Genomic DNA, 21,877 nt, shown 5'->3' with positions numbered 1-21,877 from the left:
AAGGGGCTGTGTATCCATGCGTTTTCGTCAGGTTCACCTGGACTTCCATACTTCTGAATTCATTCCCGGCATCGGCAAAGATTTCACCAAATCCCAGTTTCAATCCATGCTGCGTGCCGGTCATATTGACTCTGTTACGGTATTCTCCAAATGTCATCACGGCTGGGCCTATCATCCCAGTGAAGCCAATGAAATTCATCCGCATCTCTCCTTTGACCTTCTGGGGGAGATGATCGGTGCAGCTCACGAAATCGGAGTCAAGACACCGGTATATCTGTCCGCTGGCCTTGATGAGAAGCTGGCCCGCCGCCATCCCGAGTGGCTGATCCGTGATGCAGAGGACCGCACACGCTGGGTGAAGGACTTCATGACGCCGGGTTATCATGAGTTTTGTATGAATACACCCTATCTGGACGTTTTGCTGGCGCAAATCCATGAAGTAGTTTCCCGTTATGATGCTGACGGTATCTTCCTCGATATCGTCGGCGGCCGTAAATGCCGCTGCCAGTACTGCGTCTCGGCACTGCAGGCAGCCGGCCAGGATCCCCGCGATGAAGCAGCCGTCACTGCCCTCGGTGAACAGACTTATCTGAATTATGCACGCCGTGTCCGGGAGACGATTGACGCGGTAAAGCCAGGCCTTCCGGTCTATCATAACAATGGTCATCAGCAGCGGGGCCGCCGTGATCTTGTCCAGGTTAACAGCCACCTCGAGCTGGAGTCACTTCCGACCGGAGGCTGGGGCTATGATCACTTCCCGCTGTCAGCACGGTACGCCCAGACCCTGGGCATGGAATTTCTCGGCATGACCGGCAAATTCCATACCTCCTGGGGCGAATTCGGCGGCTACAAGCATCCGAACGCGCTGCGGTATGAGGCCGCGCTCAGCCTTGCCCACGGTGCCAAATGCTCCATCGGTGATCAGCTTCACCCTTCGGGCTTCATGGATGTAGCGACCTATGCCCTAATCGGCGCTGCCTATGCCGAGGTAGAGGCGAAGGAGCAATGGTGCAACGGAGTGGAATCCGTTGCGGACATCGCTGTCCTGTCCCTGGAGGCGGCCCGTGAAGCCTGCCCAGACGGACAAGCGCTGAAGGGACAGCGGAATCTGGCTGATGCAGGAGCAGTACGTATACTGAGTGAAGGACACTACCTGTATGATATCGTAGATACGTTCAGTGATTTTGCCGCTTACAAAGTCCTGATCCTGCCGGATGAAGTGCCGGTATGGCGGGAACTGGCTTCCGCTATTGAAGCCTTTACCGCTGAAGGCGGCAAAGTGTTGGCCACCGGCCGTTCAGGACTCAATACGGCAGGTGATGCTTTTGCGCTGAATCTGGGAATCAGCTGGCTGGGAGCCAATACCTACCGGCCTTCTTACTTTAAGCCGTATTTCACTCCCGGCGCCCTCCTGCCTGCCTCTTATGTAATGTATGGTGAAGGTCAGCTGGTAGAATTGCGGGAAGGACAATCGCTGGGTCACCTGGAGAATCCGTATTACAACCGCGATGTCTTTACTTTCTGTTCGCATCAGCATACACCCGGTACCAGAGAAGATAATGGACCGGCCATGGTTGAGAGCAGCAGTGGAATTTACATCGCCTGGGAGGTGTTCAGCGACTATGCGGAAGGCGGCCACCTTATCCTCAAAGAGATGGTGCTGCATGCCCTTTCCCGGCTGCTGCCGCGTCCCTCCCTCCGCACCGGTCTGCCGGCCCGGGGAATAACGACCCTGCAGTACCAGCCGGCGGAGAAGCGCTATGTACACCATCTGCTCTATGCCGCCCCCGCACTGAAGGGCCGGATCGAAGTCATCGAGGACATCGTGCCGCTGCGGGACATTTCTGTCAGCCTGAAACTTCCGTCTCCTGCCCAAATCCAGCGGGTCTATCTGGCTCCTTCGATGACTGAACTGCCGTTTACGGTAAGTCCGGAGGGTGAAATCTCGTACACAATTCCTTACATGGAGAATCACCAGATGGCAGTGATAGAGCTTGCCCCTTAAAAACAAAATTCACCCTACTGGTGAATCCAGATCATACTTATTGATTGCATTTCACCTCAGTTGAAGTTTACCGGGCGGGCTCTATATGAACTATCCGCTCAGCAGGCGGACTGAGATTCCGTTATTTGAGCAGATCTGGCGAAATCACGGAGTATCCGGAATGAGATTCCCCTAATTGTCCTGAACTGCCACATTTTAAGTCCAAATGAACAACATAGCGGATTCTCAGTCCTCTTTCACCTTAGGAGGCATGTTTTCGGCAAAATAACGACTTCTCAGTCCGCTTCAGCAAGGATCTCCTGTTTGTTGCATAGTAGTCACAGTCACCGGGCTCTTATTAATTACTGCGGGTAATCATAACAATGAAGAAAACCGGCGGCGGATGCCGGAAGAGTCAGAGGAATTATACCGCTTGGAATGACAGGCTTATTGGGAGCTAAGTTAAAGGTAATCGACAATAGCTTAACCTGTATAATTACCTTAAAGAAAAAACAGGCTTACAAATTTGCCCGAAAGCAAATCTGTAAGCCTGTTTATGATGATACCGGCGAGAGGACTCGAACCTCCACGGTTTCCCTCTCGATTTTGAGTCGAGCGCGTCTGCCATTCCGCCACGCCGGCAAATTATAAGAATAAATCCATTACGGACCATTTAATTTGAAATAATGGGGCGCCCTGAGAAATGCAGATGCTACGCATCCGGTTGCGACGTAATTCTATCGAAGCTTATGCTGCAACGAACTCGTTCGAATCTTAAGGACACTTTGAGTATTCAATAAAGTTATAAATGGCGCGCCCTGAGAGATTCGAACTCCCGACCTTTTGATTCGTAGTCAAACGCTCTATCCAGCTGAGCTAAGGGCGCAAAATATGGAGCGGACGACGGGAATCGAACCCGCGACCCTCGCCTTGGCAAGGCGATGCTCTACCGCTGAGCCACGTCCGCACACGGTATGTATTCAATATGTTACTTAAGTAAAAATGGCGGAACCGACGGGATTCGAACCCGCGATCTCCTGCGTGACAGGCAGGCATGTTAGGCCAACTACACCACGGTTCCAAATTGGTTGCGGGGGCAGGATTTGAACCTGCGGCCTTCGGGTTATGAGCCCGACGAGCTACCGGGCTGCTCCACCCCGCGTCAGTAATAAATGTATCCACTTCAATCTTGCAAGTCTCCATGGTGGAGGCTGAGGGGTTCGAACCCCCGACCCTCTGCTTGTAAGGCAGATGCTCTCCCAGCTGAGCTAAGCCTCCATCGAAGAAGCAACTTAATGATCATAACACATTCTCATGAGATATACAATCATTATTTATTTCAACCTTAGAGATTGAAGAAGATTATGGTGACTCGTATGGGATACTCTTCACTCCGTTACGAGATTGCGAAGTATTCCTTCCGAAGCCCATCCTCCAACGAACCCAGGGAGTTCTCATCCCATGATTCAAAGAAGATTATGGTGACTCGTATGGGATTCGAACCCATGTTACCTCCGTGAAAGGGAGGTGTCTTAACCCCTTGACCAACGAGCCATATCAACAAACAATCTTTCGACAACAAAAAGTATTATATCAAATATATGAGTATAGTGCAATAGAAAACACAATGATTATTAAAATCTATTATCCGTCCACTTCAACACTATTCTAAACAGGCCATTACAGATCTCCGTTTCCTATTCCATGGTCTCCAACAGAGACATAATAATTCCAGCTACCTCTGGAATGGATATCTGCTCAGTGTCCACATAACACTCAAAGACCTTGTTCTCCAGCCCTGTAAGACATCTCTCCATCTGTACAGCAGCCCAAGAGCCCCTGCCTTCACCACGGCCCTGCAATCTGCTATACAGGGTCTCAGTGGAAGCAGTCAACGTGAAATGACGAACTACTATCCCTTCGCTTCTCAGTCTGCCCACAATCTGCATAAAGTAGTCTGTATCTACTAGGGTCATAGGTACAATAATCGTTCCATTATACTCTGAATCTATGTATCTAAGCATTGAATACGTAAGCTCACGCCAGAGCGGATGGCTCTGAAAATCGTTTTTTGACATGCCTCCTGGAAGGTTATCACGGATATAAAAGCCGGCATTCTCCGGATCGAATACATAAGAATGTGGAATACTCCGGTGGAGCTCAATCGCTGTTTGCGTTTTTCCTGAACCAAAGGTTCCATTCAGCCAAATAATCACATACGCACCTCCCCGATACATACACCAATTATAATCCATATACAAATAGACTATATAAACCATACTTTAGATTACAACTAAATTAGTAACCGATTACTGCTTATGTGATACGTAATTTATTAAATTACCTACACCTGATTCGTCGCTTTCAGATTTGATATTCTTAAGTTACCACTGTACAGGCTTAAATGTTGTTCGTATTTTGCAGGAAATACAAGAATTGCCCGGCTATGTCGCCTGTAGGAAGAGAAATGCTGCTTTTCATACAATATTTTTGGATTATAGCCGAGATTATGAGGAGAATATTGTATTATGAGCAGGAATTTTAAATGCATTCCGTTTCTTCCCCTCAGGCAACGGGCTAAAATCGTGAAATTCATGTGTTATCTGTACAACAAAAAACCACCGTTGAATATCAACAGTGGTCTTAAGTGCTTGGCGGCGTCCTACTCTCCCAGGACCCTTCGGTCCAAGTACCATCGGCGCTGGAGGGCTTAACGGTCGTGTTCGGGATGGGTACGTGTGGAACCCCTCCGCTATCGCCACCAAACGGGCATTTACAGGGTAAATGCTATAATTCAGGTCTCAGCATCGCCAAATGCTGAAAACAAATTTTCTCTATAGAACTACTTGAGCTCTATAAATTACAATTTGATTCCTGAAAACTGAATCCGAAACGAATCTGCGTATTAAAAATTTGGATAAGCCCTCGACCGATTAGTATTGGTCAGCTCCATGCATTGCTGCACTTCCACCTCCAACCTATCTACCTCGTCGTCTTCAAGGGGTCTTACTAATTGGGAAATCTCATCTTGAGGGGGGCTTCACGCTTAGATGCTTTCAGCGCTTATCCCGTCCGTACGTAGCTACTCAGCCATGCTCCTGGCGGAACAACTGATGCACCAGCGGTACGTCCATCCCGGTCCTCTCGTACTAAGGACAGCTCCTCTCAAATTTCCTGCGCCCACGACAGATAGGGACCGAACTGTCTCACGACGTTCTGAACCCAGCTCGCGTACCGCTTTAATGGGCGAACAGCCCAACCCTTGGGACCTACTTCAGCCCCAGGATGCGATGAGCCGACATCGAGGTGCCAAACCTCCCCGTCGATGTGGACTCTTGGGGGAGATAAGCCTGTTATCCCCAGGGTAGCTTTTATCCGTTGAGCGATGGCCCTTCCATGCGGTACCACCGGATCACTAAGTCCGACTTTCGTCCCTGCTCGACTTGTAGGTCTCGCAGTCAAGCTCCCTTATGCCTTTGCACTCTGCGAATGATTTCCAACCATTCTGAGGGAACCTTTGAACGCCTCCGTTACTCTTTAGGAGGCGACCGCCCCAGTCAAACTGCCCGCCTGACACGGTCCCCGTACCCGGTAAGGGCACTAGGTTAGAACCTAGATACGATCAGGGTGGTATCCCAACGGCGCCTCCGCAGAAGCTTGCGCTCCTGCCTCAACGGCTCCCACCTATCCTGTACAGATCGTACCCAAATTCAATATCAAGCTGCAGTAAAGCTCCATGGGGTCTTTCCGTCTTGTCGCGGGTAACCTGCATCTTCACAGGTATTAAAATTTCACCGGATCTCTCGTTGAGACAGCGCCCAAGTCGTTACGCCATTCGTGCGGGTCAGAATTTACCTGACAAGGAATTTCGCTACCTTAGGACCGTTATAGTTACGGCCGCCGTTTACTGGGGCTTCGGTTCACAGCTTCGGGTTTAACCCCTAACCACTCCCCTTAACCTTCCAGCACCGGGCAGGCGTCAGCCCGTATACTTCGCCTTGCGGCTTCGCACAGACCTGTGTTTTTGCTAAACAGTCGCTTGGGCCTTTTCACTGCGGCCCCCTCGGGCTATTCACCCTACCGAGGCACCTCTTCTCCCGAAGTTACGAGGTCATTTTGCCGAGTTCCTTAACGAGAGTTCTTCCGCGCGCCTTAGAATTCTCTTCTCGCCTACCTGTGTCGGTTTGCGGTACGGGCACCTTCTCCTGGCTAGAGGCTTTTCTTGGCAGTGTGAGATCATGACCTTCGCTACTACAATTTTCGCTCCCCATCACAGCCCAGCCTTATCGATGTGCGGATTTGCCTACACATCAGCCTCACTGCTTAGACGGACATATCCATCAGTCCGCGTCACTACCCTCCTGCGTCACCCCATCGCTCATAGCGGATTACGGTGGTACAGTAATTTCAAACTGTTGTCCTTCGACTACGCCTTTCGGCCTCGCCTTAGGTCCCGACTTACCCTGAGCGGACGAGCCTTCCTCAGGAAACCTTGGGCTTTCGGCGGATCAGATTCTCACTGATCTTTTCGTTACTCATACCGGCATTCTCACTTGTATGCTGTCCAGCGCTCCTTACGGTACACCTTCAACCTGCATACAACGCTCCCCTACCCCAGATACAAAGTATCTAGCCATAGCTTCGGTGGTGTGTTTAGCCCCGTTACATTTTCGGCGCAGAGTCACTCGACCAGTGAGCTATTACGCACTCTTTCAATGGTGGCTGCTTCTAAGCCAACATCCTGGTTGTCTGTGCAACTCCACATCCTTTCCCACTTAACACACACTTGGGGACCTTAGCTGATGGTCTGGGCTGTTTCCCTTTTGACAATGGATCTTAGCACTCACTGTCTGACTCCCGGCAAGAAGTTAATGGCATTCGGAGTTTGACTGAGCTTGGTAACCCTTGCGGGCCCCGCACCCAATCAGTGCTCTACCTCCACCACTCCATTCACCGAGGCTAGCCCTAAAGCTATTTCGGGGAGAACCAGCTATCTCCGAGTTCGATTGGAATTTCTCCGCTACCCCCACCTCATCCCCGCATTTTTCAACATGCGTGGGTTCGGGCCTCCAGTGCGTGTTACCGCACCTTCACCCTGGACAGGGGTAGATCACACGGTTTCGGGTCTACGTCCACATACTCAATCGCCCTATTCAGACTCGCTTTCGCTGCGGCTCCGGCTTCTCACCTTAACCTTGCATGTTAAACGTAACTCGCCGGTTCATTCTACAAAAGGCACGCCATCACCCATAGATCGGGCTCTGACTTTTTGTAAGCACACGGTTTCAGGTTCTATTTCACTCCCCTTCCGGGGTGCTTTTCACCTTTCCCTCACGGTACTGTTTCACTATCGGTCGCCAGGTAGTATTTAGCCTTAGCAGATGGTCCTGCTGGATTCATACGGGGTTTCACGTGCCCCGCACTACTCGGGATCCGTCTCGGAGAGAACACAGTTTAGGCTACAGGGCTTTTACCTCTATCGCGGGCCTTTCCAGACCTCTTCGCCTACCATATTCCTTTGTAACTCCATGTGAGACGTCCCACAACCCCAAGGGGCAAGCCCCTTGGTTTAGGCTGTTCCGCGTTCGCTCGCCGCTACTGACGGAATCACTATTGTTTTCTCTTCCTCAGGGTACTTAGATGTTTCAGTTCCCCTGGTCTGCCTCTGCGTATCCTATGTATTCAGATACGAGTAACTGCGAATTACCACAGCTGGGTTTCCCCATTCGGACACCCCCGGATCAAAGCTTGCTTACAGCTCCCCGAGGCAGTTTCGTTGTTCGCCACGTCCTTCGTCGGCTCCTGGCGCCTAGGCATCCTCCGTGTGCTCTTATTAGCTTAACCGTCACTCCGGTGTTTCGCTTGCTTGCTCATCTTGTTTTGAATGCCGCTCATGGATTGCTCCATTCACCAACACATTCAAAGCCAAAGGTCGCTGCACAATCGAAAACCTTCGTTCTGCACTAATAACTATTTCAACTTGCTTACACAAGTTTCAGCTAAAAGATGTTCTAAAACGCAAATTCGTTTCGGTATCCAGTTTTCAAGGATCAAGGTAAAGATGAGAGCTTAAACTCTCAAAACTGACCAACGAGTGAGTGTTTGAACCCTAAGGTTCGTTGTGGAAGCTTACGCTTCCGATTTGAATGTCACCGTTGCAGGTGACGATTCTCCATAGAAAGGAGGTGATCCAGCCGCACCTTCCGATACGGCTACCTTGTTACGACTTCACCCCAATCATCTACCCCACCTTCGGCGGCTGGCTCCCTTGCGGGTTACCCCACCGACTTCGGGTGTTGTAAACTCTCGTGGTGTGACGGGCGGTGTGTACAAGACCCGGGAACGTATTCACCGCGGCATGCTGATCCGCGATTACTAGCAATTCCGACTTCATGCAGGCGAGTTGCAGCCTGCAATCCGAACTGAGACCGGCTTTGCTGGGATTGGCTCCACCTCGCGGTTTCGCTTCCCGTTGTACCGGCCATTGTAGTACGTGTGTAGCCCAGGTCATAAGGGGCATGATGATTTGACGTCATCCCCACCTTCCTCCGGTTTGTCACCGGCAGTCACTCTAGAGTGCCCAGCTTCACCTGCTGGCAACTAAAGTCAAGGGTTGCGCTCGTTGCGGGACTTAACCCAACATCTCACGACACGAGCTGACGACAACCATGCACCACCTGTCTCCGATGCTCCGAAGAGGGGCACTATCTCTAATGCTTTCATCGGGATGTCAAGACCTGGTAAGGTTCTTCGCGTTGCTTCGAATTAAACCACATACTCCACTGCTTGTGCGGGTCCCCGTCAATTCCTTTGAGTTTCAGTCTTGCGACCGTACTCCCCAGGCGGAGTGCTTACTGTGTTAACTTCGGCACCAAGGGTATCGAAACCCCTAACACCTAGCACTCATCGTTTACGGCGTGGACTACCAGGGTATCTAATCCTGTTTGCTCCCCACGCTTTCGCGCCTCAGCGTCAGTTACAGCCCAGAAAGTCGCCTTCGCCACTGGTGTTCCTCCACATATCTACGCATTTCACCGCTACACGTGGAATTCCACTTTCCTCTTCTGTACTCAAGTCACCCAGTTTCCAGTGCGACCCCAGGTTGAGCCCAAGGTTTAAACACCAGACTTAAATGACCGCCTGCGCGCGCTTTACGCCCAATAATTCCGGACAACGCTTGCCCCCTACGTATTACCGCGGCTGCTGGCACGTAGTTAGCCGGGGCTTTCTTCTCAGGTACCGTCACTCCGGTAGCAGTTACTCTACCGGACGTTCTTCCCTGGCAACAGAGCTTTACGATCCGAAAACCTTCATCACTCACGCGGCATTGCTCCGTCAGGCTTTCGCCCATTGCGGAAGATTCCCTACTGCTGCCTCCCGTAGGAGTCTGGGCCGTGTCTCAGTCCCAGTGTGGCCGTTCACCCTCTCAGGTCGGCTACGCATCGTCGCCTTGGTGAGCCGTTACCCCACCAACTAGCTAATGCGCCGCAGGCCCATCCCCAAGTGGCAGATTGCTCCGCCTTTCATTCTCTCTTCAGGAGAGGAAAGAAATTATCCGGTATTAGCTACCGTTTCCGGTAGTTATCCCAGTCTTGAGGGCAGGTTGCCTACGTGTTACTCACCCGTCCGCCGCTAAGCATGAATGGAAGCAAGCTTCCATTCAAACTCCGCTCGACTTGCATGTATTAGGCATGCCGCCAGCGTTCGTCCTGAGCCAGGATCAAACTCTCCAAATTGTATTTAGAAAGAGCGATTGCTCATTTTGAAACATCTGACGAGAATTTTCATTCTCACGATGAGATTTCCAAAGCGTACAAGACGCTGTGAAACTCATCATTTTCGGAAGTCACTTTCGTGATTTCCGGTACTCACTCGTTGTTCAGTTTTCAAAGATCAAGCTCGTTGTTAGCGACGATTACCGCGTCACCAGCAACTTTTATAATATATCATGTTTCTCATCTGAATGCAATACTTATTTTTCAGAAGCTGTTTGCATACTCGTCAGATTAACATGTCCAATCTTGTGAAAAGGCTTCCGCCTCGCGACTGGATTTATAATATACCATGCATTTATTACTAAAAACAACCCTCAATATTTACCATTTCAAAAATGGTTCTATAGAACTCCATAGTTATACTATACAAGTCTCTGTACCTGCAAAACTCCAAAAAGTGCAGCAAGCCCGCATTTTATGCGTGACCTGCATGCACTCCATAAACTAAAGTTTCAGACTTAGTTAGAAATCCATGGATTCTTATTCTTTTTGGCTGTACTTGAACGTCCGTTTGAGCTTGAACTTGTTTTGGAAGAAGTCTTAGCTTTGGCTGTGGTTGTCTGGCTGGAAGTTTTCACTTTTCCCGCTGCCGGTTTGGAAGCTCCACCTTTGGAGTTCTTAACAGTCTGTGCTTCGGTGCGTCCTGCTTCAGGAGTCTCTGCTGCTTCCTGCACTGCAGGCTCAGGGACCTGGATTTCAGGTACACGGTTATGGGCAAAGTTCTCCATACCAGGGTAGGATGGATAAGGCGGGATATTCGATACCATTGGCTGATCGTACACCGGTGACAGCGCACTAGGCATTGAATTCATTTCTGCTGAATAAGGGGATACCATTCCCTGCTGCGGCATACCATACACCGGATACGTATTGTACATAGGCTGCATTGCTTGCTCATACGGATAAGGCTGAATAGACATTCCGCCGCATCCGCAGGAAGGCCAAGGGAGATTGACCGGCTGGCCGCTATACTGCGGAGATACAAAAGATGCGTTATCGTTCACAGGGCTCACTGCGGACATTGCCGCATTGTTATAGTCTGGCGCAGCGTTCGGGTACCAGGCTCCGGGATAATCTCCTTCAGGATAAGCATAGTACGGCGGGCAATCCGGCATGAAAGCTGCAGGCTGAATGTAGTTAGGTGCAGCGTTTATATCCATCATCCCCATTGGCTCATACACAGGATACACCGGCGGATAATTCATGAAATACGGGTTTTCATTCAGACCTGGATAACCTTCGGTCTTGTCGCATGGAGAGACTTTACCATCGTTCCATGCCGCTGGCTGAACCTCAGTTTTATGTGCTTCTTTGGGCATCTCATATGTGATGGCTTCTTGTGCCGGAACTGAGATTTGTACATATAAGCTTTGTTTCTCATGGACGATTTCCTGGATCGGCATCACTTCGGGTGCCTTATTGGGCGCAGGGTTAGGCGCTGGCACAGGAGCAGCAATGGGAACCGGGACAGCTTCTGCGGCAGGGGACACGACAGGAGCCGGCTTTTCTATGGGCCCGGTATAGGTTTTTCCGCCAATAGCTGTTTTGTCTACGACTGCAGGTGCTGTGGATTGTGCCTGAATGGGAGTAGTATTAGCTTTTGCCGGAGAGACAGACTGAGCCTGAATAGGAGAAGCAGTATTAGCTTTCTTAGGGATATTCACTACTTCCCCTGTCATCAGAACATTGGGATTCTTAAGCTGCGGATTGGCATCAATCATGTCCTTCAGCGTAATGCCCCATGCTTTGGAGAGCTTCCACAAGGTATCGCCTTGCTTGACGGTATGCTTGTAATAGACCTCACTGTTATCTGGTACAGGTATCGGGGCTGCCGGTATTTTGACCTTATCTCCGACAGCGAGTACATCTGGATTCGTGATTTGCGGATTGGCCTCAATTATTTTTTGCAGCGGCACTCCATACTTCTGCGATAACGCAAACAGCGAATCGCCTTGCTTAACAATGTGTATTTTCACGCAGCATTTACCTCCTAATAAGTATCTGTTGATCGACGTTGCCCCCCGGTTCAGGGATTACTGCACTTCAGCATGGTATATGCGGTACAGCCGCCTCCTTCGTTACTACATCTTATGCAGCCCATGGGCGAATGACATCCCTAATACAAAAAAAATCCTCCCATGGCTCCATGGGAGGATTGCTTCTATATTCATTCATTGGTTTGCGGAATAACTATTAAGGAACTATCCCCACACCTTATAACCGTCTTTATCCACAACATTGCGGAATTCTTCAAGCAGCTGCAGGGTAATCGGGCCAGCGTGACCGGAACCGATAATCCGGCCATCAATTTCACGGGCCGCAATAACTTCGGCTGCGGTACCGGTGAAGAACACTTCATCAGCAATATATACATCATGCATGGTGAACGGTTCTTCCTTCAGCGGCAAGCCCAGTTTCTCACATAGCTCGATAATCGCCAGACGGGTAATTCCTTCAAGCGCGCCCAAATAGCAGGGAGGCGTGTAGACTACTCCTCTTTTGATAATGAAGATGTTGTCGCCCGATCCCTCGGTTACATATCCTTGCGCATTCATCATGATCGCTTCATCGGCTTCCGCCAGATTAGACTGGATCTTCACCAGAATGTTGTTGAGATAGTTCAGCGATTTGATCTTCGGATTCAGCGCATCCGGGATATTACGGCGCTGGGATACCGACACGGCACGGAGTCCGTTCAGATAAGCCTGTTCCGGGTAGATCGCCAGCTGCTCTACAATAATAATGACACTCGCTTTGGGACAGCGGCGCGGATCAAGCCCCAGGTTACCGGGACCGCGCGAAACAATCAGACGGATATACCCGTTGCGCATTTCATTAAGGCGGATAGTCTCAGCCATAGCCTCCAGCATCTCATCATACGTCAGCGGAATCTCCAGCATAATCGATTTGGCCGAATCATACAGCCTGTCCAGATGCTCTTTGCATTTGAAAATGTTGCCGTTATAAATACGGATTCCTTCGAAAATACCGTCTCCATATAAAAAGCCGTGATCAAATACAGATACCTTAGCATTGTCCTTCGTTACATGTTGTCCATCCAGATAGATCCATTGTTCAGCCATGAACTTACTGCACCTCCGCTTTCTCTTCCTCATAGGTGTATGTGGGATAGGACCCCAGAATCCGTACCTGGCAACCCAAGGCCTTGATCTCTTCGATCGCCCCCGGGAGAAGCACCGACTCTATCGGTTCCAGCACATCAATATAGAAATAATAAGTACCCAGTTTCTTCTTGGTCGGACGTGATTCAATCCGCGACAGATTCAGCTTCCGCCAGGAAAATGCAGCCAGCACCTGATGCAGCGCACCCGGAAAATCCTCAGGCAGCGTCACAAGAATACTCGTCTTGTCCCCGCTGCTCTCTAGCGGGAGCTCCAGCTTCTCCTGGCCAACAAGTACAAAACGCGTGTAATTGTTGTTATGGTCTGTAACCTGCCGCTCCACGATCTCCAGCCCGTGCGTAGCTGCCCCCAGTGACGTACCGATGGCGGCCCAGCCCTTGCCGGGATTATTCTTTACAATCTCAACGGCTTCGGAAGTGCTGCCCACAGATTCCAGCTCCGCCCAAGGTGCGGCTTTGCGGATGAACTGCAGACATTGTGCCATAGCAACCGGATGGGACAGGATTTTGACAATCTTCGTATAATCCTTATGTCCGCTCCCATCCGTGAATTCCTGCGGATTACCAATTAGATTCTGCACCGACGGAAAAATCCACTCCGCCTGCATCGGCAGATTCACCTCGTTAATGAGCCAGTCAATATGCAGGCTGACCGAGCCTTCAATCGTATTCTCAATCGGAATCACACTGTAATCCGTAACTCCGTTCGCCGTAGACAGAAAGACATCGGATATCAGCTTATGATGCTCAATATTTACCGGGTTACCCCCAAATAAATGCAGCAGCGCTTCATGCGACACCGAGCCCTGAGGCAATACCGCTATTGATTTCATGACTGTAATTCTCCTTTTATCATATCCAAAAATGATCCGTTTTGCATCCCGTTTCTTTCAAGCACCTCCGTAGTAACACCTGAAGTACATGGCGACAGCCATACAGTCCGGGAAGGAATCCCGTTCTCCTGCATCGTTTCTGTCAGGAAATGCTCCAGTTCCTGCTTCTTGTCGCTGCTACGGTCCACCATACATAACAATGTAGGGCCTGCGCCGCTTAGCGCAATCCCCAGAGCACCACGTCCCGGCGCCTCGGCAAGCAGCTTCTCCATACCCGGCACCATAGGAGCACGGTACGGCTGATGCAGGCGGTCCTGCATCGCTCTGCCAATCATATCGAGCCGGCCGGCGGATAGTGCTGCAGTTAGCAGTGAGGTACGGCTGATATTATGGACAGCATCGCCCATTGTAACTTCGGCAGGCAGCAGCCCTCTTGCTTTGACTGTCTCCAGCTCAAATTCAGGAATAACCACAAGCACTTCCAGCGCCTGTGGAGGCTCTATCCGGATATAATCGGCATGCTGCCCATCCCATGCTGCTGTGATAATCCCCCCGAAGATGGAGGCTCCAACATTATCAGGATGCTTCTCAAGCGCTGTGGCCATATCAAACAGCTTCGCAGACCCAAGCGGTGAACCAATCATAGCATTAGCTGCGGCCAATGCGCCAACAATCGCGGAAGCACTGCTGCCGAGACCCCGGGTAAGCGGAATTTCTGAATACATCGAGATGGATAGTTCGGGGACCGAAACCCCGGCTTCTGCAAATACCATCTGGGCTACCTTGTACAGCAGATTGCTTTTGTCACGGGCGATACCCTTCATCTCATCACCATACAGGTGAAATACCGTTTCTGCCGCCTCTTCCATCTCAATCCAGGCATACAGTGACAGTGCCATGCCCAGTGTATCGAATCCCGGACCGAGATTGGCGGTGCTGGCAGGGACTTTTACTCTAGACCTTCCGTAAATACTCATGGCGTGGGAAATCTCCTTCGTTATATTTGCACGCAGCCGATGAATTTCGGAATGCGGTACTCAGCCTTCTACACGATAATGGCTTTTGATGCGGTGAATGACGTTCAATTGCTCTAAATGCCGCATTACTTTATTCATACTCGCCTTGCTGGCATTGTGCGTTACAATAATGATTTCTGCATCCGGGTTATTGGCATTAGCCTGCTGCACTACGGAATCCAGACTGACATCATATTCGGCAAACACTTGAGTAATCTTCGCCAGCACACCCGCTTTGTCATCTACGTGCAGGAGGAGGAAGTTCTTGTAGAAGATATCTTCATCGCTCTTCAGCTTCTTCTGCTTATAGGGGACAATCTGCTTAAGCCCATTCACACCCAGCTTCAGATTCTTAATTACAGCCACAAGATCTGCCACAATCGAGGTTGCGGTAGGCATTGCGCCTGCTCCGGCACCATAAAACATCGTTTCCCCTACAGCTTGCCCATACACATATACGGCATTATATACTCCGTTCACGGATGCAATCGGGTGGCTGGCACGGATCATCGTAGGCTGCACACTGATGCTGAATTCTTCATCCTGGCGTTCGGCAATGCCGAGCAGCTTCATCTCATAGCCCAGCCGCTTGGCAAAAGCAATATCCTCTTTGCTCACGCCGGAGATCCCGCTCACACTGACATCGCTGAGTTCAACGTTGGTCCGGAAGCCAAGGGTGCCCAAGATCGCCATCTTGCGGGCAGCATCCAGACCCTCCACATCGGAGGTTGGATCAGATTCAGCATACCCGAGTTCCTGTGCTTCCTTCAGCACATCCAGATAAGACGCGCCTTCCTGGCTCATTTTGCTAAGTATGTAGTTGGTTGTCCCGTTAACGATACCCATAATCTTCATAATCTTGTCGGAGGAGAATCCTTCAATCAGTGTACGGATAATCGGAATGCCTCCAGCCACGCTGGCCTCGTAGAACACATCACACTGCTTCTCCTGAGCCTTAGCCAGAATCTCCGAGCCATGCAGGGCCATCAGGTCCTTGTTGGCTGTAACGATATGTTTGCCGCGCTCCAGCGCCTCTAAAATGTACTCTTTCGTTCCCGCAATACCGCCCATGACCTCGACAATGACATCAATTTCCGGGTCCCGTATAACCTCCCACGGGTCATCGGTGATCTTGGATGGATCGACTTCAATTTCCCGCGGCTTCTCCGTATTCTTCACGGCAATACGTTCAATCAGGATCGGCGAGCCTACCTGGCTGCTCAAATCCTCCTGATTCCCTTCAACGATACGGACTACGCCCGTACCTACTGTACCCAAACCCAGCAATCCCACTTTAACCGGCTTCATTTGTATCCTCCTAAAAGTTTTGCGAGCGTCTGCTCCTTGTATTCACTTCAAGCAAAACTCACTTCGTAAGCATAGGCTTAAGTTTTGTTAAGCAATACTAGCCCTGGCCGATAATTAACGCCCGCTTCACACCCGAGATTGCCTTTAGACTATCCAGTAAATCGCCTAATTCTTCATTTAAATGAGAAATTTCAACAGAGATCACCACGTTGGCCCGCCCCTGCAGCGGGATACTCTGGTGAATCGTCAGCACGTTGGCCCCGTGGACAGCTACAGAACCCAGCACTTTAGAGAGCATACCTGATTCGTGCTCCAGATCTATCGAGATGGTTACTATACGCTCACGTTCCAGCTGATGAATTAAATGAATTCCGTCTTTGTATTTATAAAAAGCGCTGCGGCTAAGCCCAACCTGCTCCACGCCCTCGTGTACCGTTTTGGCATCTCCTGCTTCCAGCAGCTGCTTGACCTGCATGGTCTTCAGTACAGCATCGGGCAATATGTCCTCCCGGACCAAATAATAGCGTTCTTTCACGAACGTCCTCACCCCAAAGACTTTTGTATGTACATAGTGGACATTATACGGGATTGAAGACTTAAATTGCAACACTTTTTCCTCTGACAGCATGTGACCTTGAATTTTCAAAAAAGGCTATTCCACCCGTTAATCAGGAGGAACAGCCTTCACTTAACTGTAAGAGACGGTCGTACCGCAGTAGTCACAGCTCTTGGACTGAAGAGGGGAGACTGTATTCTGCGCACCACAGCCAGGGCAGCGTATGGACTTCGGCTGCTGCTGCGGTCTTGGCGGCTGATATACCGCTTGTCCGCCCGGGGAAGAAAATGGCGATGAATCCGCCTGATTAACCGGAGCATCAGGCTCAGTATCCGCTCCCTCACTGAAGAGCAGCCCGGAGTCCAGCACCCCATACTTCTTGAGGTAGATCAGATCTCTGTTCACATCGCTCTCACTTTGGCCGGTACGGTCAGCCAGATTCCCAATATAACGTACTCTTCCCGCAGTAATTAGCTGCACATATTGATTAGCCAGCTGTGAGAAGCGGAATCTGGCTTTGGCCGCCCTTTTGGCAAAAGCTGACGCGGGCAGGAGCAGAACAAGGGCAAAGAGGATTAACATTATAATTAACGTCATGACATCGATCCCGTCGTCACTATATATCGAATAAAGGATAAAGCCCATCATCTGTACAAAACCCCCTACAAAAACATGATACAGCAGGCTGTAGTTGACGGGTTTGCGGTAATTTTTGTAATGTGTTCCAAAGAAGCGGATCAAAGCAAGCACAAGGCCGATTGGCATCACAAGGTAACCCACTCCAATAGTTACATAGTCAAATGTTGTCCGCTCATATTTGGGCAGACCGTCAGACGGCTGGCCTTCCCGGCCCGGCAGCAGTCCCTCTAGCTCATTCACGATACCCATTCCGTAATCTTCCTCCTATTTAAGTGCCGCCAGCTCCCGGTTGCGCCGCTGGAGCGTGCCGGCAATACTATCCGTCAATTCCTGTGTTTCCGCTTCCCAGCCGCCTGGCGGCTCCTTCAGTACAAGCAATAAGGCAACATGATCATGAAGCAGAGAAATCTGCTGGCTTATCATATCCTCGGTTGCGGCCAATTCCGGATTCGAAACCGGATCACTGTACTGGAACCTTTCCTCTAAGGAACCCACCAGCTCAGTCAAACGAATGGATTCCGGATGCTTCCAGCTCCCCGCAAGCTCTCTAATCTCTCGCAGTTCCTGCCGGTAACGCCGCAGATTCCTTGAGGCATCGGCATCCCTCTGTTCCTGTGACGCTGCATTCCGGCCATATAACCCTATCGCTTCCAGAACAGCCACAGCAGTAACCAACACAACTAGCTGCACTCCCGCATACCAGAGCGGGCTCAGTTCCAGAATCCAGTCAAGCAGCACAGCTAAAGCAATTACCACGAATACATATAGGGCAACAATCCAAGCCCCGCTCAGGAGTAGCGGTGAAGTCCTGCTGACATCAGGAGCGGAACGCAGCCAAAATACGCAATAACCATATACGGCAGTCTCAGCAATGCATACGGCAAGCAGAGTCACTATGAAACGCACCAGCGACTCAGAAAATCCAAGCATGAAGAAGGAGAAAACAGTGACCGCCAGAACAGCAGCATAAATGACAGTGATAAGCCCCGTGTAAGACCTCTGTTTATTCATCCGGCTCACCCATTAGCCGCCCTTGTTCCGCATTCCGCGCAGAATTTCTGTCCGGGCTGCAGTTCATGCCCGCAACCCGTGCATTTAATGATCAGGCTCTCCCCGCAGTGCGGGCAGAATTTGGCGCCGGGAATTACCGGCTTGCCGCAGCTGCGGCAAGTACTGCTAGCTGCAGCAGGCACCGGCTGCAGGCTCTGACCGCAGCCGGTACAGAACCGAGCATCTGCCGGGTTAAGCGTTCCACAGCCTGCACAGGATTTGGAATTTGTTCCCGGTGCTGCCGCCGTACCGCCGTCCAGTGACATGCCGCGTGTCATCCTGTTCATCATATCAGTCGCAGGTCCGGCAAGGCCAAAGCCCATACCGAGCCCCAGGCCGGTATTCATCATCCCGGCGCCTAAATTACCCGGATTCCCTGCGGCTTCCTCCATGGTATCGAAGCTGCGTTCCTGCTGATAGGTGAAGCCGATGATGTCCATCTCTGCTTTTTTGGCTAAAGCCTCTTTCAATCGGAGTATGGCCGGATCATTATCAGGAATGTTAATGGAATCAATAAAGAAATTATTCAGCTCGATCCCGCTATCTAGGAAGGACGACGCCAGACGGCCTTGTATATGCTTCGAAATTTCTACGACATAGGCATTGATCTCCAGAATGCTGATTTTTTTGTGCACCAGATAAGAAGAGATCAGTTCATTAATATTGGACATCAGCAGCCCGCGGAAATAACTCACCATAGTGTCCTGATCAAATAAAGGCAGCGTCCCCACCAGCTTCAGCAGGAATTTGCGGGGATCCTCAATCTTGACTCCGAATTGGCCGAAGGCGCGGACAGAGATCATGATTTGGTATTTGGGATCCTGCAGCTGCAGCGGCGAACTTGTCCCCCACTTGACGTTCATAGAGTTCATCTTGTTCACGAACCATATTTCCGCTGTAAACGGTGATTTGCCGCCGAACGGCAGATTCACTACATTCGACAGAATCGGGATGTTCGCCGTGCTGAGCGTGTGACGTCCCGCTGTGAAGGAATCGAGTGCCTCACCGCCTTTGAACAGAATCGCCTCCTGGGATTCATTCACAATCAGCTGTGTCCATGTGCCCAGCTCCTGATTAGGATATTTCCAGGCGAAGACGCCTGCAGGCCCGTCATATTTGACTACTTCAATAATTGCCATCTGCCTATTCCCTCTTTCATGACAGGTTTGTATTTATATTATCGGTTGGTTCAGCTGGAAATTAGTGCTTATTGCCCTTAATTATATACGGGGATTTCCTTATTTGGATTCGGTTGCAGATAAATCCGTCCGCCCATGACCTATTCCCGTTCTCGGGCCCACATATGATTGTAGTAAATTTAGCCAAATATTTAAAGCAGACTTTATAAAAAGCAGTTCTTTTATTCCCCTGTCTATTAAAAAAGCCGGCTGTGTCCCCTCACGGGAAACACAGCCGGCATATTCAAAGCCGCTTGACAGCATTCAGCAACAAGCGCAGATATTAATAGTAGCTGCTGTTCTCAACAAACTCGAATTCGAAATCAGCAATGCGCACAATAGTGCCTTCTACAGCACCGCGCTTGCGCAGTTCGGCATCCACACCCATATGACGCAAGGTACGGGCCAGCTTGAGGATAGCATCATGTGTACTCAGCTGCATCCGCTTCAGCATCCGCTCAATACGCGGACTGGTGACTACAAATGCTTCATTGTCGCGGGTAATGGTGAAGGAATTATCTTCTTCCGCTTCCAGCTTGTACACCTTGCGCTCAGTAGTTTCAGCCACTTCTTCAACGACCGGTGCGACAGGAATACTATCCAGCACGTCCGTTGCCCGGTAGAGCAGTTCCTGCACTCCCTGACGGGTAAGCGAGGATATCGGCATGATTTCAAGATCCGGACGAAGCTCCGCCACACGCTCGCGGAAGGCGGCAAGATTCTCTTCGGAATCAGGCATATCCATCTTGTTCGCCGCAACAATCTGCGGACGGTCAATCAGGGCAGCGTTGTATTGCCTCAGCTCGTCATTAATCATCACCCAATCCTCGAAGGGATCACGGCCTTCAGAGCCGGACATATCCACGACATGAATGATGATACGTGTACGTTCAACGTGGCGCAGGAACTCATGTCCAAGCCCCACACCTTCACTCGCACCTTCAATCAGGCCCGGCAGATCCGCCATAACAAAGCTGCGGCCATCCCCAACGTCAACTACACCAAGGTTTGGTGTAATTGTTGTGAAGTGATAGGCACCAATCTTCGGCTGGGCAGCAGATACTACCGACAGCAATGTAGATTTACCCACACTCGGGAATCCTACCAGACCTACGTCTGCCATTACCTTCAGTTCCATTACGATATAACGCTCCTGGCCTTCTTCGCCGTTCTCGGCAAGCTCCGGCGCAGTGTTGTTTGCAGTCGCAAACCGGGTATTCCCCCGGCCGCCACGGCCGCCGCGGGCCACAACGACCTGTTGTCCATGACGGGTCATATCGGCAATGATCTCCTGGGTATCATCATCGATCAGCACAGTTCCCGGAGGAATGCGCACGATCATGTGATCAGCGTTCGCCCCGTGCTGGCTCTTATTGCGTCCCTTAATTCCCTTATCGGCCTTGAAATGGCGCTGATAACGGAAATCCATCAGTGTACGCAAGCCTTCATCTACCCGGAAAATCACATCTCCGCCGCGGCCGCCATCTCCGCCGGCAGGACCGCCCTCCGGTACATACTTCTCACGGCGAAACGCCACGAGACCATCTCCGCCGTCGCCGCCCTTAACATAAATCTTAGCTTTATCTACGAACATTAATGTTCACCTTCCTTACATCTCCAGCGGTAAACGCAGTTCTACATAGCTTGTGCTCGGCTGAAACTGCTCCGCCTTCATGATTTTTCCTTGTACTATATTATAAATTTGCCCCTGCAGCAGTTCGGGATTGCCATGATCTCCCTCACCTTCGAAAGAGATAAGAATGTCTCTTCCCTCCTGTGAAAATCCGAGCCGAAGCTTCCGCGCTTCTCCTTGCGGTGCAAGTCCGCTGTACTGATACGCCCTAACGGTCTGCATAATCACAGACGTCAGCTCATCGCCTGTTTCGGGACTGAGCTTGTCCTCCAGCTGTAGCCCTTCTTCCACCTCTATTTCCAGCTCCAGGCTGCTTCTGTAGGTACGGAAGGATTGCAGGTAGAATACCAGTGAAGGAATCCCCAGTTTGGCGATACGGCTGTCCAGCGCGATACGCTCCTTTATTCTTTCCACACATAACACGGATTTATCAGGCTTGCCCAGCTGGATATATCCGTAAAGCACCTGCAGATCGTTCATCCAATCATGACGATGGTGATTCAGTGTCCGGTTTGCCGCCTGCTGCAGAGTCTTCTCCTGTATACGCAGTTCCTCTTCATAATGACGCCGGTTGTAAAGAAAGCTGAATGCAAGCACTGCCGCTACCCATACACCGAGCAGCAGGCATGTGAAAAGGGAGGGTTGCCAATACACGAGACCTAAAGGAAGCACTGCGGATAACATGACTGCCCAGACAATAATTTTCCAGGATTTCATTCTTTCTCCCCGTCCCTCGGTTCGCAAAATTCATTCCAATGTAGCG

13 protein-coding genes, 7 tRNA genes and 3 rRNA genes are annotated in these 21,877 nt (G+C 50.6%); 1 reads left to right on the top strand and 22 read right to left on the bottom strand.

Annotated elements, in window-relative coordinates:
* The first annotated feature begins 16 nt into the window (after window positions 1-16).
* Window positions 17-2,005: an alpha-amylase family protein gene (locus NSU14_RS03875; protein WP_340942977.1), complete on the top strand. Its 1,989-nt coding sequence runs from the start codon at window positions 17-19 to the stop codon at window positions 2,003-2,005.
* Between the two features lie 542 nt (window positions 2,006-2,547).
* Here the strand turns inward: NSU14_RS03875 and NSU14_RS03870 are convergent.
* The 22 genes from NSU14_RS03870 to NSU14_RS03765 form a co-directional block, all read right to left on the bottom strand.
* Window positions 2,548-2,626 (bottom strand) — tRNA-Leu (locus NSU14_RS03870).
* A 167-nt stretch (window positions 2,627-2,793) separates the two neighbouring features.
* Window positions 2,794-2,870: transfer RNA gene (locus NSU14_RS03865), tRNA-Arg, on the bottom strand.
* A gap of 6 nt (window positions 2,871-2,876) precedes the next feature.
* A tRNA-Gly gene (locus NSU14_RS03860) sits at window positions 2,877-2,951 on the bottom strand.
* A 36-nt stretch (window positions 2,952-2,987) separates the two neighbouring features.
* Window positions 2,988-3,065 (bottom strand) — tRNA-Asp (locus NSU14_RS03855).
* A gap of 4 nt (window positions 3,066-3,069) precedes the next feature.
* Window positions 3,070-3,146, bottom strand: a tRNA-Met gene (locus NSU14_RS03850).
* Window positions 3,147-3,186: 40 nt separating this feature from the next.
* Window positions 3,187-3,262 (bottom strand) — tRNA-Val (locus NSU14_RS03845).
* A gap of 201 nt (window positions 3,263-3,463) precedes the next feature.
* Window positions 3,464-3,538: transfer RNA gene (locus NSU14_RS03840), tRNA-Glu, on the bottom strand.
* Window positions 3,539-3,681: 143 nt separating this feature from the next.
* Window positions 3,682-4,200, bottom strand: coding sequence for an AAA family ATPase (locus NSU14_RS03835; protein ID WP_076245234.1), 519 nt, complete (start codon window positions 4,198-4,200; stop codon window positions 3,682-3,684).
* Window positions 4,201-4,633: 433 nt separating this feature from the next.
* Window positions 4,634-4,750, bottom strand: a 5S ribosomal RNA gene (gene rrf / locus NSU14_RS03830).
* Window positions 4,751-4,897: 147 nt separating this feature from the next.
* Window positions 4,898-7,828: ribosomal RNA gene (locus NSU14_RS03825) — 23S ribosomal RNA — on the bottom strand.
* A gap of 334 nt (window positions 7,829-8,162) precedes the next feature.
* A 16S ribosomal RNA gene (locus NSU14_RS03820) occupies window positions 8,163-9,720 on the bottom strand.
* The 16S, 23S and 5S rRNA genes sit together here, the layout of an rRNA operon.
* 497 nt (window positions 9,721-10,217) lie before the next feature.
* A complete protein-coding gene (locus NSU14_RS03815) occupies window positions 10,218-11,735 on the bottom strand; it encodes a LysM peptidoglycan-binding domain-containing protein (protein WP_076247790.1) in 1,518 nt (505 codons plus the stop codon).
* Window positions 11,736-11,960: 225 nt separating this feature from the next.
* Window positions 11,961-12,842 (bottom strand): branched-chain-amino-acid transaminase, encoded by an 882-nt coding sequence (gene ilvE / locus NSU14_RS03810; protein WP_042139573.1) that lies wholly within the window; start codon window positions 12,840-12,842, stop codon window positions 11,961-11,963.
* Between the two features lie 4 nt (window positions 12,843-12,846).
* The gene (pheA, locus tag NSU14_RS03805; protein WP_042139574.1) at window positions 12,847-13,734 is read right to left on the bottom strand and encodes a prephenate dehydratase; all 888 of its coding nucleotides are present in this window, start codon (window positions 13,732-13,734) and stop codon (window positions 12,847-12,849) included.
* Window positions 13,731-14,711 carry a homoserine kinase gene (thrB, locus tag NSU14_RS03800; protein WP_076247793.1) on the bottom strand — a complete coding sequence of 327 codons (981 nt, stop codon included), beginning with the start codon at window positions 14,709-14,711 and terminating at the stop codon, window positions 13,731-13,733. The genes pheA and thrB overlap by 4 nt, the downstream gene beginning before the upstream one ends.
* Window positions 14,712-14,771: 60 nt before the next feature.
* Window positions 14,772-16,058, bottom strand: coding sequence for a homoserine dehydrogenase (locus tag NSU14_RS03795; protein WP_039300481.1), 1,287 nt, complete (start codon window positions 16,056-16,058; stop codon window positions 14,772-14,774).
* Between the two features lie 97 nt (window positions 16,059-16,155).
* Entirely contained in the window at window positions 16,156-16,593 is a 438-nt protein-coding gene (locus NSU14_RS03790) for an ACT domain-containing protein (protein ID WP_039300484.1), read from the bottom strand.
* 153 nt (window positions 16,594-16,746) lie between these two features.
* The gene (locus NSU14_RS03785) at window positions 16,747-17,502 is read right to left on the bottom strand and encodes a hypothetical protein (protein ID WP_042139576.1); all 756 of its coding nucleotides are present in this window, start codon (window positions 17,500-17,502) and stop codon (window positions 16,747-16,749) included.
* Window positions 17,503-17,517: 15 nt separating this feature from the next.
* Window positions 17,518-18,264 (bottom strand): hypothetical protein, encoded by a 747-nt coding sequence (locus tag NSU14_RS03780; RefSeq protein ID WP_144026194.1) that lies wholly within the window; start codon window positions 18,262-18,264, stop codon window positions 17,518-17,520.
* A gap of 5 nt (window positions 18,265-18,269) precedes the next feature.
* Window positions 18,270-19,442 (bottom strand): SPFH domain-containing protein, encoded by a 1,173-nt coding sequence (locus tag NSU14_RS03775; RefSeq protein ID WP_042139578.1) that lies wholly within the window; start codon window positions 19,440-19,442, stop codon window positions 18,270-18,272.
* Window positions 19,443-19,764: 322 nt separating this feature from the next.
* Window positions 19,765-21,075, bottom strand: coding sequence for a GTPase ObgE (gene obgE, locus NSU14_RS03770; protein ID WP_042139579.1), 1,311 nt, complete (start codon window positions 21,073-21,075; stop codon window positions 19,765-19,767).
* Window positions 21,076-21,090: 15 nt separating this feature from the next.
* On the bottom strand, window positions 21,091-21,831 hold the full coding sequence (locus NSU14_RS03765; RefSeq protein ID WP_340942968.1) for a Spo0B domain-containing protein: 741 nt from the start codon (window positions 21,829-21,831) through the stop codon (window positions 21,091-21,093).
* Window positions 21,832-21,877 lie beyond the last annotated feature (46 nt).

The sequence above is a fragment of the Paenibacillus sp. FSL R10-2771 genome (genome assembly GCF_038000205.1).
Classification (GTDB): domain Bacteria; phylum Bacillota; class Bacilli; order Paenibacillales; family Paenibacillaceae; genus Paenibacillus_AQ; species Paenibacillus_AQ phytohabitans.
Note: the sequence above shows the minus strand (reverse complement) of the source record. Positions and strands in the feature narration are given on the sequence as shown.

What these genes read in the sequence shown, in the direction of transcription:
- thrB (WP_076247793.1), bottom strand. Translation starts at nt 14,711, where the DNA reads ATGAGTATTTACGGAAGGTCTAGAGTAAAAGTCCCTGCCAGCACCGCC.
- NSU14_RS03775 (WP_042139578.1), bottom strand. Translation starts at nt 19,442, where the DNA reads ATGGCAATTATTGAAGTAGTCAAATATGACGGGCCTGCAGGCGTCTTC.
- ilvE (WP_042139573.1), bottom strand. Translation starts at nt 12,842, where the DNA reads ATGGCTGAACAATGGATCTATCTGGATGGACAACATGTAACGAAGGAC.
- NSU14_RS03785 (WP_042139576.1), bottom strand. Translation starts at nt 17,502, where the DNA reads ATGGGTATCGTGAATGAGCTAGAGGGACTGCTGCCGGGCCGGGAAGGC.
- pheA (WP_042139574.1), bottom strand. Translation starts at nt 13,734, where the DNA reads ATGAAATCAATAGCGGTATTGCCTCAGGGCTCGGTGTCGCATGAAGCG.
- NSU14_RS03875 (WP_340942977.1), top strand. Translation starts at nt 17, where the DNA reads ATGCGTTTTCGTCAGGTTCACCTGGACTTCCATACTTCTGAATTCATT.
- NSU14_RS03780 (WP_144026194.1), bottom strand. Translation starts at nt 18,264, where the DNA reads ATGAATAAACAGAGGTCTTACACGGGGCTTATCACTGTCATTTATGCT.
- NSU14_RS03765 (WP_340942968.1), bottom strand. Translation starts at nt 21,831, where the DNA reads ATGAAATCCTGGAAAATTATTGTCTGGGCAGTCATGTTATCCGCAGTG.
- obgE (WP_042139579.1), bottom strand. Translation starts at nt 21,075, where the DNA reads ATGTTCGTAGATAAAGCTAAGATTTATGTTAAGGGCGGCGACGGCGGA.
- NSU14_RS03795 (WP_039300481.1), bottom strand. Translation starts at nt 16,058, where the DNA reads ATGAAGCCGGTTAAAGTGGGATTGCTGGGTTTGGGTACAGTAGGTACG.